This window comes from Vibrio mediterranei (assembly GCF_900088415.1).
Taxonomy (GTDB): domain Bacteria; phylum Pseudomonadota; class Gammaproteobacteria; order Enterobacterales; family Vibrionaceae; genus Vibrio; species Vibrio mediterranei.
This window is the reverse complement of sequence record NZ_FLLQ01000002.1, coordinates 292,125-306,987: the sequence shown is the minus strand read 5'-3', so window position 1 is coordinate 306,987 and position 14,863 is coordinate 292,125. Positions and strand designations below refer to the sequence as shown.

At 45.1% G+C, this 14,863-nt stretch carries 13 protein-coding genes; 2 read left to right on the top strand and 11 right to left on the bottom strand.

Going from position 1 to position 14,863, the window contains the following annotated elements:
- Positions 1–50 precede the first annotated feature (50 nt).
- The 9 genes from VME0621_RS07480 to VME0621_RS07440 form a co-directional block, all read right to left on the bottom strand.
- Complete coding sequence (locus VME0621_RS07480) at positions 51–1,439, bottom strand: O-antigen ligase family protein (protein ID WP_062457131.1); 1,389 nt, start codon at positions 1,437–1,439, stop codon at positions 51–53.
- A 60-nt stretch (positions 1,440–1,499) separates the two neighbouring features.
- Positions 1,500–2,636 (bottom strand): glycosyltransferase, encoded by a 1,137-nt coding sequence (locus tag VME0621_RS07475; RefSeq protein WP_062457135.1) that lies wholly within the window; start codon positions 2,634–2,636, stop codon positions 1,500–1,502.
- Between the two features lie 200 nt (positions 2,637–2,836).
- The gene (locus VME0621_RS07470) at positions 2,837–3,898 is read right to left on the bottom strand and encodes a glycosyltransferase family 4 protein (RefSeq protein ID WP_062457137.1); all 1,062 of its coding nucleotides are present in this window, start codon (positions 3,896–3,898) and stop codon (positions 2,837–2,839) included.
- Complete coding sequence (locus VME0621_RS07465; protein ID WP_006074405.1) at positions 3,888–5,375, bottom strand: sigma-54-dependent transcriptional regulator; 1,488 nt, start codon at positions 5,373–5,375, stop codon at positions 3,888–3,890. The genes VME0621_RS07470 and VME0621_RS07465 overlap by 11 nt, the downstream gene beginning before the upstream one ends.
- Before the next feature lie 112 nt (positions 5,376–5,487).
- Positions 5,488–6,204 (bottom strand): CpsD/CapB family tyrosine-protein kinase, encoded by a 717-nt coding sequence (locus tag VME0621_RS07460; protein ID WP_062457140.1) that lies wholly within the window; start codon positions 6,202–6,204, stop codon positions 5,488–5,490.
- Positions 6,204–8,306: an SLBB domain-containing protein gene (locus VME0621_RS07455; protein WP_006074407.1), complete on the bottom strand. Its 2,103-nt coding sequence runs from the start codon at positions 8,304–8,306 to the stop codon at positions 6,204–6,206. The genes VME0621_RS07460 and VME0621_RS07455 overlap by 1 nt, the downstream gene beginning before the upstream one ends.
- Positions 8,306–9,133, bottom strand: a complete 828-nt coding sequence (locus tag VME0621_RS07450) for an OmpA family protein (RefSeq protein WP_062457142.1) — start codon at positions 9,131–9,133, stop codon at positions 8,306–8,308. The genes VME0621_RS07455 and VME0621_RS07450 overlap by 1 nt, the downstream gene beginning before the upstream one ends.
- 43 nt (positions 9,134–9,176) lie before the next feature.
- Complete coding sequence (locus VME0621_RS07445; protein ID WP_006074409.1) at positions 9,177–9,509, bottom strand: STAS domain-containing protein; 333 nt, start codon at positions 9,507–9,509, stop codon at positions 9,177–9,179.
- Between the two features lie 169 nt (positions 9,510–9,678).
- The gene (locus VME0621_RS07440) at positions 9,679–11,895 is read right to left on the bottom strand and encodes a YgiQ family radical SAM protein (protein WP_062457144.1); all 2,217 of its coding nucleotides are present in this window, start codon (positions 11,893–11,895) and stop codon (positions 9,679–9,681) included.
- Positions 11,896–12,047: 152 nt separating this feature from the next.
- Between VME0621_RS07440 and VME0621_RS07435 the strand changes: the two genes are divergently transcribed.
- Positions 12,048–12,731, top strand: a complete 684-nt coding sequence (locus VME0621_RS07435) for an HI_1241 family integral membrane domain (protein ID WP_038225976.1) — start codon at positions 12,048–12,050, stop codon at positions 12,729–12,731.
- 77 nt (positions 12,732–12,808) lie between these two features.
- Positions 12,809–13,009, top strand: coding sequence for a DUF4250 domain-containing protein (locus tag VME0621_RS07430; RefSeq protein ID WP_006074412.1), 201 nt, complete (start codon positions 12,809–12,811; stop codon positions 13,007–13,009).
- Positions 13,010–13,090: 81 nt separating this feature from the next.
- Here VME0621_RS07430 and VME0621_RS07425 read toward each other — a convergent pair whose 3' ends face one another.
- Entirely contained in the window at positions 13,091–13,579 is a 489-nt protein-coding gene (locus VME0621_RS07425) for a YchJ family metal-binding protein (RefSeq protein ID WP_038225973.1), read from the bottom strand.
- Positions 13,580–13,591: 12 nt separating this feature from the next.
- Positions 13,592–14,824, bottom strand: a complete 1,233-nt coding sequence (locus VME0621_RS07420; protein WP_038226070.1) for an EAL and HDOD domain-containing protein — start codon at positions 14,822–14,824, stop codon at positions 13,592–13,594.
- Between the last annotated feature and the right edge of the window lie 39 nt (positions 14,825–14,863).

Sequence of the window (14,863 nt, the reverse complement as noted above, 5' to 3'; positions counted from 1 at the left end):
ATCAAGAATTGCGCCAATAATTATTGTTATATTAATCAGAGGGTTGTCGACTATTTATGTTCTGGGTTTTCGCCCTTCTCAAATTGCGAAGCAATTTGTGACACTGCGATGGTCAGTGATGCGAGAATATAAATCGGCCATACGAAGCCTTGAGTGAGAAAAGTACCGGATACGAAGGTGCCTATAAGGCCACTGTATACCGCCAATGACATTGAGCGCAGATAGGGTGGGATATCCGCTCTACCATCTATGAAAGAGAGTGTTTGCCTAGCACACTTCAAAAGCTGATAAATGAAAAGTAAGAAAACAATAAGCCCAATAAAGCCAGTCTCGGCTAACACACCAAACCAAGTACTGTGAACAGCGTGGTTTAATCCATCCCAATGAGGACTGTAGAAGAAATAGTTATAGTAAAAGTTATCCAGTCCAACACCTAAGACAGGATTGTCTAGTGCCATTTTATAGGCAGCTTCCCACGCATAGATCCTGCCCATTGCAGATTCATCAATGCCTTCTTCCGCAGCTCCTCCAGAGGCTCGTCCGGATATGCCAGCTAATGAGTAGAGCGCAAGAGCACCGATAACACCTAAAAAAACGAATAGAGTTTTTGATGGAATAATACGCCACGCGTAGAAACCAAGCACCGCTAGTGACCCTAACAACCCTCCTCGGCTTTTCGTTGCGACAATAGCAAAAAACAGAACTGCAGAAGTAAGGAGCGATAGGACTCGAAATGACCACCCGATTCCTTTCGTCGTCATAGTGGCGACAGTGAACGCAAGGGGAAATAGCAGCACTAAGGCAAGATCATTTGGATCGCCAAGCATTGAGCCGAAACTTCGACCAATAGTGACCCTTGAGCCTTCGACCAAACCAATACCATTTGCGGAGTTATAAAGGGCAACACAACCTACAACAAGCCCTGAGATAACAATCAGAAATGAAAATCGTGATAGCTCCTTAGGAGAGGTAATCAGCCATGACACGGCTAATGTCATGATCATTATTTTGACGTAAGTGCCACTAAACATCGCGATGGCAACGCTTCTATTCGCGGCAAATACAGCTCCTACAATGACAATCCCCCAAAAGATAAACAGCCATCGGTAAACCGGATGCCAATAAAGCTGTATTTTCCCACTAATTAAGGTATGCCAGAGTAACGCGGACAGAGCAGCTGCTGAGAGCATCAACGGGATTTTTAACGGATAGAGTGCGGGAAAAACTTCATGAATTCGGAAAAAAGAAAATACGATAAATAGTGTTACTAACCAAAAGGTCTGACTCAAAACAACCAATATAGCGATTGGTATTAGTCCGATAGCCAGACCAACGATAGGGTGGGGTACCAATCCCCATATAAGGCCTACCAGAGCGCACAACGTAACACTGAGTAGTGCATGTTTAGAGTGTTCAGAAGAAGGAAAGGCGCTACTCATTGCCATACCTTTCTTATAACGATATCTCGTCCATTCCAATTGGAACTGTACGAATCGACGCTAGTCATGACTTAGCTCCAACTCAAGAATGGAGTTACATGTAGCGAGTACGTAAGTAGTGATTGGGCGATAACTAGTCTCAGCATCGTAACACTGAGCTACCTTCATCGCTTCGACGGCAATCGCATCCCTTGAGAAGGGGTCTTTGTAACAATGGTGGAGAGCTTTTGCGAGAGAGCAGGGTTCATTGCGATTATACTTCATGCAGCTGTAACCATCTGACAACACTCGTCCCCAATATCCACTGTCCCTTGGAATAATAGGGCACATGCCCGCAGCCATCGCTTCTAAAATTAAAAGGTTAGCCGACTCATCAGTTGCAGTTGAGACAAAAATACTACATTGCTGTCTTATTTCATCAATATTTCGGCAGTCCTGATACCAATGCAGTCCCTTAATCGGGCGAGGGATAGAAGTGCTTTTATCAGTCGATTTCAATAAAGATTGAGAGAAGTAACAGATGTCTCCGTCAATAGGCCGAGGAACTTGTGATACCGCAGTTAACAGGTGCTCGATATGATCTTGGTTAAGGTCTCCCGCCCAGAATATTCTCGAGTCTGCGGTTTTTCTTACTGTTGGCCAATCGGAGATTGTGATACCACTTTGGAAGCTTTGCCAGTTTCCATCTTTCAATGTGTTGCTTCGTTGTGGCAGATGTTTGTTTAAGTCTTCAGTACCAGATAGGTAAAAAACTCTCTTGGCTTTTGTTAGACACCATAGGTTTGTGGCAGAGTCATAGAGTTTTGAATAAACCAAGTGAACGAGCGCGTAGCCCAAACACACTCTCAACCAGTAGACTGGGAGGGACATTTGAGGCTGAGAAAACGATAGCATCATATGCACCTTTGGGAGTGTTGTTAACAAGTAGAGACACTCCCAAAGGTGGCAGAAGCTTTTGAGCCAATCAGTAATTGATAATCGCTTTTTAGAGTCAATTGGGAAAGGGAGTGAGTATATCTGTAACGGGACTTCATAGTCTTTCAGTTGTGTCCAATGATCGGCTTTTGCCGTTAAGACGCTTATCTCTACACCTTCGCTCCCGAGCTGACGCAGCAAAGAGTGCAACGCTAAAGTATCGCTGTTTTTCGTGGAATAAGAGTCGAAGACTACAATATGTTTTTGGCATTGTTTGGTCATATCTAAGGCCTGATAGGGATGAGTAGCTATCACGAGGGATAGCCCTTGAATTTGCATAATAGATATGACTAGAGCAAGTAAGGTGCCACGTTGCTAACTCTATATATTACAGATAGTTAAGAATCAAATTCGCTGGTGTGTTTGGACTTGATAATGAGATTCTCAATATAGGAATCACAATGACAGCTCAATGATAGGCGTTACTGGGTTACAGTATCGGCAAAACCATAAATAGACAGTACCTGCGGAATGATGACTTTGGTGGAGTAGTTCTGTTCTATCGTCTTTTGCGCATTAAGCTTTACTTGGGCTTTTTCGGCGGGTGAGAGTGAGAACCAGTGCTTTAGTGCATCATACATCTCCTGGTTATTGTCAACGATCCATCCATTGATACCCGAATCTATCATGCTTGGTAGCTCGCCCAGTTTAAAGCTAATTATCGGAATGCCACGCGACATAGCCTCTAATGCAGCCATGGGCAGCCCTTCATATTTCGAGGTGATAAGTAATACATCGATATCAGGCCATACGCGAGCCATCTCATTTTGGTGGCCATGGAAAGTGATGTTGGGTGAGTTGTGTTGTTTTAACTCTTGCTCCATATTACCAGAGCCATAAACATGGAAGGCATTACGAGGAAACCGACTAGCGATATCTAGAAAGGTGTCTGGGCCTTTTTCTGGACTTAATCGCCCTACGAACGCTACGTTTTGATTTGTGGATTCAAGAAACTTTGTTTGTGGGACAAAGTTATTGACCAGTACACTAGAATAAGGAACTTTCCCTTGGATCGCGCGACTTACACAAATCCGCTTATGGCTGACTATGGCACTGACGCGATCTACAGCGTCGTACCAGCGAACTTTTCCGATCGGTGTTTCACCAGCATGAAAAGTCGATACTATGTTAATTGCAGATGTCGCGCCGCAAAGGCGAGATAAGCGAAGTAGTATGTTCGCTTTATAGCCATGTGCATGAATAACAGTGGGTTTTTGGTTTTGCGAAGCCGCTTTGTCAATGGCTTTGTTTAGCCTCAGCCAAATAGAGTGTTGCGGATAGTCGACATCCAATATAGTGGTATCAATATTAGCGGTTTGAAGCTGCGCAATGAGTGGCGGCGTAGGTTTATGCGACGTTAAAAATACAACTTTTACGTTTTGCTTAAAGGCAATCAAGCCTTTTGCTAGCTCAAGGACGTGCGTCTCTATACCGCCAAAAGTACTACTGTCTAACAGTAGCCAAACCCGCTTGCTACGAGGCACTGTCTTCTGCCTCCCAAGCTTGTTTTTTTCGGTAGACAGTGGATGGGCTTAACTCAAGAAGCACGGCCGCATTGAGCACATTGCCATCACAAAAATCGATAGCCTGCTGTATGGTTTCTCGCTCAACCTGCCACATAGGACGAATGTTAGGTGTTCTAGGCTCAGTATCGCTGTCAGGCTGAGGTTGCACGGCGGCCATTTGGACCGTCTCTACCATATTGTGGTCAACGGTGTTTTCTGGCGTTGGATGTTGTACCACTGAGAGAAGACTTTGTGGGGTGCTAGGACGAACAACTGTTGCTGGTCTTGTTTGGACCATTTCGGCGGGCAGATGATTAACGCCCAAAGATTTGTCATCGTTAAGAACCACAATGTTACGTATTACGTTTTGCAACTGTCGAACGTTCCCAGGCCAGTCATATCGTTTGAGATAACGCTGTGCTTCTTTGGAAATAGATTCAAAACGGCGTTTATCTTGCTTCGCGTAACCTTTCAAGAAGTGTTCTGCCAGAGTGACGATGTCACGGTCTCGCTCACGCAGTGGCGGCATATGAATTGGAACTACATGTACGCGATAATAAAGGTCTTCACGGAAACGACCTTCTTTTACTTCAGCTAATGGGTCACGGTTCGTCGCGCAAATAATGCGAACATCTACTTTTTGTTCTTTGGTTGCACCTAGTGGTGTAAACGTGCCAGTTTGCAAAAAGCGCAGAAGTTTCTTCTGCATTTCTAAGTCCATTTCGCACAATTCGTCCAAGAACAAAGTACCGCCGTGTGCAAGTGACGCTGCGCCCTTACGATCCGTTGTCGCCCCTGTAAATGCGCCTTTGACATGTCCAAAAACTTCGCTTTCCATTAAATCTTTAGGAATAGCTCCACAGTTTATGGCAATAAAAGGCTGCTCTCGACGTTCGCTTTCGTTGTGAATGGCGTTGGCGCAAACCTCTTTACCGGTGCCACTTTCACCAATAATAAACACACTGGCGTTGGTATCCGCTACTGCATCGATAATTTTGTATACACCTTGCATGGGGATACTGGCGCCAATAAAATCATGAAATCGTTCACGTTCCATCTGCTGTTGAATATCATCGAGCATAGTTTCCAATTGAACTTGCTTTAGATGAATGTTGACGGACGTTTTTAAGCGGTCAGCTCGAATTGGTTTTTCAAGGAAGTCTTTCGCGCCTTTTTGAATAAGCTTGACGGCAGTATCTACACTGCCATGTGCGGTAGCGACGATAACCGGAATCTGCAAGTTTTTTTCTTCCATCCATTCAAGGATCTCGTCTCCCTGCATATCGGGCAATTGCAGATCTAGGATTATCAATGAAGGCAAGGTTCGTTCTAACAGACGCTTTGCTTCCGCGCCGGTAGCCACATGCAATAATTCGTAGGGCTCGTTCTGCAAAAACTGTTTATAAAGTACTGCGAGTGAAGAAGAGTCTTCAATAAGGAGCACTTTCGGTGTCATATTTACTTCCTTGTTTAATATCACTGCTGATTAAAGGATAGTACAAATAACGACGATTTTTAGTAAATTACTGTCTAACGCGCTGAATATAAAGAATTTGCGCAAAAGAGTGTCAAATAGGCAACGACAGGAATCTATTGCTGATCACTTTCTTCTTAGCCCACGATGTTATTTTGGAAGGTAACCAACCCAGACGATCAATCTCGCGGCAAATCTCACTTGCTAGTGAAGGTTGATCCCGGTAGTTAAGTACGGTTCCCAATAAGTGGGTGTGGGTACCTTCTTGTAATGCCTGAACTGCATCGGCTACTTGGTTGGTGAGCGTGACCCCGCTTAGCACAACCAAATAAGTACCATCACATGCGTTAGCGACACAGTGCGCCGGGATGTTGTTTTGATTAACGTTTAGGATAGGTGAAGTATCAATAACCACTCGATCGTATTGAGTTAGCCATTCCGCAACTTGTTGCCTTAAGTTGGTTGGGTCCTTATACAACAAACGAGTTCGTGGATCGCTAGGTGCGGATACCCCAAGAAACACTTTTGGGGAGTTTTTATCTTGCACCCAGTGGCTGTTCTTCGGCGTGAGTTCTGATGAAAGAGAGGGAACATCAGACAGTTCTATGCTCATCAGACTTGGGTGGTATAGATTGAGGTCGACCAACAGTGTTTTATGACCAGCAAGAAGGTAGCGCTCAGTCAAAGCTTGCGCTATCGAAGAGGTGCCTTCTTGGCTGTTGCAGGCTGTAATAGTGATTGAGCGGCATTGCTTCAATTCTGCATTGAGATAAAGCTCTTCAATTTCAGCATGAGTCGCGGGAATAGACATTATAGCGCTCCTATTACAGCGATCGTCGAGACTATCCTGAAGATATCGGTTAAGCCCAGTCGAGCTTGTTCTGCAAAGCTATTACGGCGGTCCGGGATATAAATAGTATCGCCTGCGCGAATCACGGGTAACATTTTGATATCAGCAGTTTTACTGAACTCCACCAGATCAAAGGTTCTTGCTTGTCCTTGGCAGCAAGACATGTTGACGACGCTGATCTTCTCTACATAAGCTCTATCACTTGGTCCTCCTGCCTCTGCTAAAACGTCGAGAATTGTCATATTGTCGTTAAACACGTATCGTCCGGGGTTATTGACAGCACCTAATATGCGAATGGTTTTCTCTTTAGGCGTATCTAACCAGTTACGGTTTTTCTCTGGGACATAAATCGTATCTCCGCGCTTAACCAGTGGAATAATGGACTCATCACCGGTCTCAAAGTAAAGCGAGAGATTGAGCTTGCTTACTTTCGAATAAGGCTTGTCTCGGTGAGTCACGCGAATGTTGTGAATGTCCGCGTCTTTAGTTGGTCCGTCTGCCGCAGATAAAATATCAAGAAAATGCATATCGTCCGTGAATCGATAACGGCCCGGAGCATTGACTTGGCCGAACACGTAGATGGAGGCATCGGAGCTTTGTCTTACCCACTGAGCTTTGTTATCTGATGGATCTTGTGGTAAATCATGAACACGGACAATAGCGCCAGCTGAAATGTAAGGCAGCTCTGATTGAGGAGCCCCTCGTTTTATGAAGGCATCAAGATCAAACACCACCATTTTATTGCCGTTAGCGACTTCGATTTTTGAGGTGTCTGCGCGGCCGCTTGGACCTCCAACATGCGCCAGCAAGTCCATCAGATCCATTTCATCTGACCATTCAATTCGGCCAGGTCGAACTACTTCACCGATTACGTTGACTGCTCGGTCTGGGGATACTTTAAGCCACGATTTCTCGTTGATATCGGTTTTCTCTGGTACAAAGATAGCATCACCAGGCTCTATTTTTGGTGCTTGACTGCCTTTTAGACCTTCGGTGTACGCCGTCATATCAAAAGGGACTACTCGTCCATCGGACTTTATTACGCGAATCTGTCTAGACTCTGCAAATCGTGTTGGGCCTCCGGCATTGGCAAGGATATCCATAAAGGTCGCGCCTTTTTTACCTTCAAAAGCACCGGGAGCGGCTACTTCACCCATGACATACACGGTATTGGAGCCGGATTTAATTTCCTCTTCTTGTTTGGGTACAAAAATCGTCGCTCCGGCTTGCAGAGGAGGTAACAAGGAAACATCACCACTGTCTAAATAGCGTTTTAAGTTGAATAGTGTAGGGGTGTTATTGCTGATTACTCGAATTTGCTCCACGCTCGCATAACGCGTAACGCCGCCTGCTCGCATCAGCACGTCTACTAGGTCGCTATTCGATTTATAGGAGAAGGAGCCAGGTGCATTCACTTCACCAAATACTTTAATGGCTTGGCGTGAGTCGGCACTATCACCCGAATCAGCAAGTTTAGCCGGGTCAAACTCTTGTTCAATATTACCGACTAATGGGGAAGCTGGTACAAATAAGGTGTCCAAAGATTGCAGGGCTGGGAGGTTTTTGTCATCACCAGTATCAAGGAATCGCTTGTAGTCGAATTCCTGTCTATCTGCACCTCGTTTTAACAACATTTTGTTTAACTGGGCTCCGGAGCGCAGTCCGCCAGCGGCGTGCAATGCCATTTGGACATTTGAGTTGTAGGGAAGCGTATATTCTCCTGGTGAGGCAACATAGCCTTGCACTGAAATTAGAATTTGCCGTTCTGCGACATAAACTTGGACGTTTGAGGTGTCACGAAAAACTTTATCAAGCGCACCCTTTACCGCCGTGGTGAGCTGTTCTTCGTTATAGCCGGCAACGAATACAGGTCCTACTTCTGGTAGTGTAATTCGACCACGTTTATCAACCTGAAATCCCCTATTTAAGCTCGATTCGCCAGGCAAATCGACTTGAATGAGGTCGCCGACTTGTACCTGCTTCTCGTTAGCTAGGGAAAGTGGTGCAAATAAGGCGAAGAGAACAGTTACGCATAGTAGTACTATTACTTTAGCTTGGTTCATCACAACGCTCCTTGAGTGGCATTGCTATTTTTATCCGCGATGACTTCAATGCTGACTCTTCGGTTGGTAAGTCGAACTCCCGGGCTGTCACCCTCGTAGAGAGGCAGTTCTTCACCAAGTGAGTGTGTTTCGATACGACCAGGAGCTAGGCCAAATATAGTTAGGTAACGCTTAACTTGCTGCGCACGTCCTTTCGCAATCTTTTCATTGTATTCGGTACCTCCGGTAGCATCGGCGTGTCCGGTAACGGAAAGGCGAATGGTAGGATGTTGTTTAAGGATGTTTGCTGCTTCCGCGAGATGACCCATGTATTTGGGATTAACTTCGACAGAGTTATACGCGAACTGGTTATCGACATTAAGAAGTTGGTAGACACGCTTAACCACTTGCATTAGATCATCAAAATCCTTGCCTTTAAGAGGGGGCGCACATGTCGCCTCATTCAATACGTAGTCGAGACGCAGCTCTAAGTCATTGAGCTTTTTACGTTGAATGACGATGTCGTTAGCAGCGTCAATCCATAGGCCGCCCTCTAACTCTCTTGCGATGCGATTTTGTTTTTCTTGTGCCTGAAGAACGGCAGCGGGGAAGCACCATTGGGCCCCTTCTTCAATCAAAGAATCTAGGTGCAGCGCGGCTAACTTCCAGTCGAATCTCAAACCATGCTCTGGTCCTAACGGTTCATCTGGCATTACTGGTGAAAAATCAGAACCTGCATAGTTCTCGGCAATACCACCTGTTCCCTCATCGGGGTAGCTTGTACAAGCTAAAATGAGATATGCCGAGAGACAGGTAATGCATAGCTTTACACCCGTTTTTACATCCATGTAGTTACCACCTATTTTGCCAACAAATTAGTATAATTATGTGTTACAGGTATTCGTTACTCGCATGCGTGTTCACAGGAATTGCTTGGCCAATTCGAAGCAACTGTATGATTTGTAGCGGTTGTCCCGTTACGTTCTCTAAACGCATTTTGCGTTCGCGTTCAACTAGACGCTTATATAGATAAACAATAGCACCGATGCCTGAAGAATCCATAAAGCGGACTTGACTTAGGTCAACCTCTATCTCTTGGTGCCAGTCATTATGGATAATGTCATCGATTTGAGGCTGTGCTTCACGGCTTCCTCGAGCATCAAAATCACCATAAAGTTCTAATTTCAAAGTGTGGTTGTTGGTTTCTGCTCTTAATAGTTCCATCTTGCTGTCCTTATCAAGGGGGATAGTGTTTTAAGTATCAGAGCATGGACTGTGCCAAACCTATAAATTTCGATAATTCATGGGCTTATTAGTATGTCCAAGGGCTTATCGCAAAATAAAAAAAAGCGCTTCTCAAATTGAGAGGCGCTTTTCTATATTGGCGTTAGGCTTAACGAGGTCGTCGTTTAGGGCTCCTGGTTGGTTTTCCATTGCCAGATGGTTGCCCTGGTTTGCTCTTAGGTTTCGGACGTTTACCTGAATTCCTTTGGCCGTCAGTTCTGATATCTGGTTGACCTTTAGTATGTTTGGTCGCAAATCTGTTTGCACCGTGTCGACCTGACTTTCTTCGTTGGGCTGGCGTCTTAGCGTCTAGATCTTCTGCAGGGACTAAGCAGCCCGGTTTGTCACCAATCAAGTACTGTTTACCCATGCTCGTTAATGCTTCTCGGATCAACGGCCAGTTTGCTGGGTCATGATAACGTAGCAACGCTTTATGCAGTCGACGTTGACGATCGCCCTTGGCTACAGGTACATCCTCACGTTTTTTGTACTTCACACGCTTGAGTGGATTGGTCTCTGAGTAATACATTGATGTGGCATTACACATAGGCGATGGATAGAAGTTCTGAACCTGATCACATTCGTAGTTGTTCTTTTTCAACCACAACGCGAGGTTCAACATATCTTCATCTTCAGTGCCTGGATGCGCAGAGATGAAGTAAGGGATGAGGTATTGTTTTTTACCAGCCTCTTCACTGTACTTTTGGAACATCTCCTTAAAGCGGTCGTAAGTTCCCATACCCGGTTTCATCATTAAGTCGAGCGGATTCTTCTCGGTATGCTCAGGAGCAATCTTCAAATAACCACCAACGTGATGCGTAACAAGTTCTTTCACATATTCCGGTGATTCTATTGCCAAGTCGTAGCGAACACCCGATGCAATCATCACCTTTTTGACCCCTTTCACTTTGCGAGCTGCACGATAAAGGTCAATAGTGTATTTGTGGTCAGTATTGAGCTTGTTACAGATGCCAGGGAAGACGCAAGAAGGACGACGACAGTTAGCTTCTGCTTTTGGATCTGAACAGCCAAGACGATACATGTTAGCTGTTGGACCACCCAGATCAGAAATAGTACCCGTGAAGCCCGGAACTTTATCGCGAATCTCTTCAAGTTCGTTAAGAATTGAGTCCTGAGAACGGTTTTGAATAATGCGGCCTTCGTGCTCAGTAATCGAACAGAATGAGCAGCCACCAAAACAGCCACGCATGATGTTCACAGAAGTCTTGATCATGTCATAGGCAGGGATCTTAGCCTTACCGTACATAGGATGTGGTACACGTGCATAAGGTAGACCGAATACGTAATCCATCTCTTCGGTAGAAAGTGGGATTGGGGCTTGGTTTACCCATAGCTCACGATTACCGTGCTTTTGAATCAGAGCACGACCTGAATAAGGGTTTGTTTCAAGGTGCATGACGCGACTAGCGTGCGCGTACAAAATGCGGTCGTTGTTAAGCTTCTCGTACGGTGGCAGTCTTACTGCCGTTGTTTTTGCATCGTGACGAGAAGGGCGAATCGTAATCGGCTTAGCTTCAGGCTCTTTCTTTTGTGTATCGCAATTTGACTCTACTTCGTACGGGTTTTGAGGCACGAACGCTTTCCCCGGTTTTTCAATGCGAGAAGAATCAATAATCGTATAGTTTTCTGGTTCTGCTGGAAGGTTAACAGCCGTCCCGCGAATATTGGTCATGTTGCTAACAGCTTCTCCATCAGCAAGACGGTGTGCGACCTCAACTAAGGCACGCTCGGCATTACCAAACAGCAAAATATCCGCTTTAGCATCAAATAACACAGAGCGGCGCACTTTATCAGACCAATAGTCATAGTGCGCAATTCGGCGCAAACTTGCTTCGATACCACCCAAGACAATGGGGGTCTCTTTATAAGCTTCACGACAACGCTGTGAATAAACAAGTGTTGCACGATCGGGTCTTTTCCCGCCTTCGTTGTTCGGCGTGTATGCGTCATCATGGCGTAGCTTACGATCGGCAGTATAGCGGTTTATCATCGAGTCCATGTTACCCGCTGTAATACCGAAAAACAGATTCGGTTGACCAAGCTTCATGAAGTCGTTTTTATTGCTCCAATCTGGTTGGGCAATAATGCCGACACGAAAGCCTTGCGCTTCTAATAAGCGTCCGATGATCGCCATGCCAAAACTAGGGTGATCGACGTAGGCATCACCAGTGACAATGATGATGTCGCAGCTGTCCCAACCAAGGGCATCCATTTCTTTTCTGCTAGTGGGCAGAAAACGAGCCACACCGAAGCACTCGGCCCAGTATTTTTTATGCTCATGGATTGGGGAAACGTCGTTGTACATATTTTAACCTCTAGTTTTGGAGGCGGGCATTATATACCCCTACGTTGATGACTTCAAAGCCCAAAGAAATTGTGGTTTTTCAATGTGAATAGCATTCGAGGGTTACCTGATATATTATCAGCGCCATCAATTACCATTTTGAATGTCAAACCATGATTACCGCTGTTTTAACCCTTCTAGCGCCTGCTTTAACGGTAGCTCTGCTTATCCTGACCCTAATACTGGCAAAAGGTGATATTTGCCCTGGTCAACGCGGGCGTATCCACAAGTTGTTTCCAGCTATCGGAATTTTGTGGTTAGCAATCGCATCATTAAAAGTTGAGGCGTTTCTTGTGGTATTCGCGGTGTTTTACTTCTATTCCCAAGTTAAAACTGGCAAAACGCGAGAGAAAGGCCCTTTTTGGGTAGTGCATTTAGCCAATGGTTTCAGTATTGCGTTTGCGGGTATCATTGTTGCTCAACAGCCAAATTTAGCTCAGTCTCTTTCTCTAGTCTGTTCTGGCCTACTGCTAGGTACAGCTTTTGCTCACCTGCTTTTGACTATCGCGAGAACGCGCTTACAGGCGTTTCATCGTATTTTGCCTGTCTCTGGGGTGATCTTTTCAATGCTTCTTGCGGTGAGCTTTGTCGTAAATGCTTACCAGTGGGAACCAGAAATCGTAACTCAATACACCTCTGCTGTGGTCAGTTCATTGGTGATGCTGGTGGTTGGAATAGTTATCTGGAGCTGGCACATCATTCGTCATAGCACACCAACCAAAGGTCAATTGACGATCGCTTTTCTGAGTTTAATGGTTACTAACGTCGGGTTGTTACAACTCTATTGGCTGGCGTAATCTGCCACTTAGGTCACTTTCTATTTTACTAAATCAAGCTAGTCTTTAAAGGCTAGCTTTTTTTATGGAGTACGATTATGGATTTAAGTAACGTGAGCCGTTTTGATAGCATTATCTTGTTGGGAATCGTTAATGAAAAGCTTCGCTTGGAATGTGACTCGTTCGAAGAGCTTGTTAGCATGTACGAAATGGATGTAGAAGGGGTTGTTGGTAAACTAGATATGCTGGGTTATCAATATGATCCGTTAACCAATCAGTTTAAAGCGTATGAGCGCTAACTCCAGTCCAGCGGGCAGTCGTGGCGAATCCAATGTATGAAACAAGGGAAAGTGAGTCGATTCACTCTCCCTTGTGATCCTCTATCCGCAGCACTTTTTGTATTTCTTGCCGCTGCCACACACGCATGGATCGTTTCTGCCGACCTTGAGCGCTTGTGTGGTGAGTGGGCGAGGCGGAATAGAGTCGTCTAACTCGCCATCGATGTAATACCATTGTTCGTCTTCAAAAAGGAAGCGAGATCGTTCGGCAAGACAATATTCAAAGCCGTCCTCTTCAAGATAAGCTTCAAAAGACACGAAACCTTCATGTTCATTCGTTCCGCTCTCAGTACCAGTAACCTTGAGCTTGGTCCAATTGCTATTAATTGAATCAGCGATTGAGCTGCGTTCGGCTTCGGCATCGCAGCTAGGGTGATAGGTGGCGACAACAAAGTCGACATTTTTCGTCTTATGAGCACTAAACCGAGCGCGCATAAGCTGTTCAGGCTTGTTGGCCTTGCGAACGTCTTGGTGTATTGGTAGGCAGCACGACTCAAACGGTGCATCGTTACCGCAATAGCATGATGTCATAAAAAATCCAAGTTAAGCGTGGGTGTGGTATTCCGTTTCGATAGCTAATAGATCTTCAGTCCATTTGATGGCTTCATCGTAATATTTAGCTAACATCTCGTCATTGAGAGCAAGTTTATCTCGGCAGGCAATCACCGTTGTCCAATCTGCCGCTTCATAAGCCTTCACCAAGGTTAAGATGTTACCAAGTGTGCCTTGTTTGGTCACAAGGGCACTTTTAACCAGGTTATCGATTGGCATCTTTTGAACCAACTCTTCTAGAGGTTGATCGAATAACGAATCAAGCAACGAGAACATGCCAGTCAGAAAGCCCAATCCATCATCTAAGTTGGTGTTCATATCACTAAGCAATAATTCACAAAAACGGGCACGCTGAATCGACAAGCTATATAAGCTGTCAGGCTTATCGTCTTGTGTTGAAGTGATCGCGACTAACGAGATGAACTTTCTCAGGCGATCTTCGCCGAGATAGACCAGAGCTTGTTTAAATGACTTTATCTCTGCTCGTATCAGATAAGAGGCGTTGACAAATGTGAGTAGTTTATATGAGAGCGTGACATCTAGAGAGATGAGTCGCTCAAGCTCATCATAATTGATACTCGGGTTTGAAATCTCTTTACAAAGCTGAACTACAGTCAAGAAGGAAGGTTTGATCTGTTTTCTTCTTATCAGCTGAGGGCGGCTAAAAAAGTAGCCTTGAAACTGGGTGAAACCAACTTGCTTAGCGAGCTCAAACTCTTCATAGGTTTCTACCTTTTCCGCAAGAAACACGATGTTTTGATCCTTGAGGCGCTCGATCAAAGTCTCAGCTTTCGACAAAGAATATTGGCGAATGTCGATCTTGATAATCGAAGTATACGGCAAGAATGGTAGCCATTCTTTACGCGGCACAAAGTCATCAAGTGCAATGGTATAGCCTGCTTTCGACATCTTCTTTATCGCGGCGAGGAGTTCCGCAGTGGGCTCGCAACTCTCTAAGATTTCGATCACCAAGTTATCTTTAGGGAATAGAGTAGGGACCAAATTCACTAAACTCTGGTACGGAAAGTTAACAAAACCTAGTTTATCACCAATAGTACTGTAGTGAGTTGCAAGGAAGTGCTCAGAAAGGAGACGGTTTGTCGCCAGTTCTGGATCGATATCTGGAAAGGTATTGTTCGGCCCGTCTCTAAATAGCAACTCATAGCCAACAGTCTTCTGTTCGCTATTTAAAATGGGTTGCCGAGCAATGTAGGAGTATTTCAAATTTTGCATCGTGATCTCAAAAACGTTGGACTATCTTAA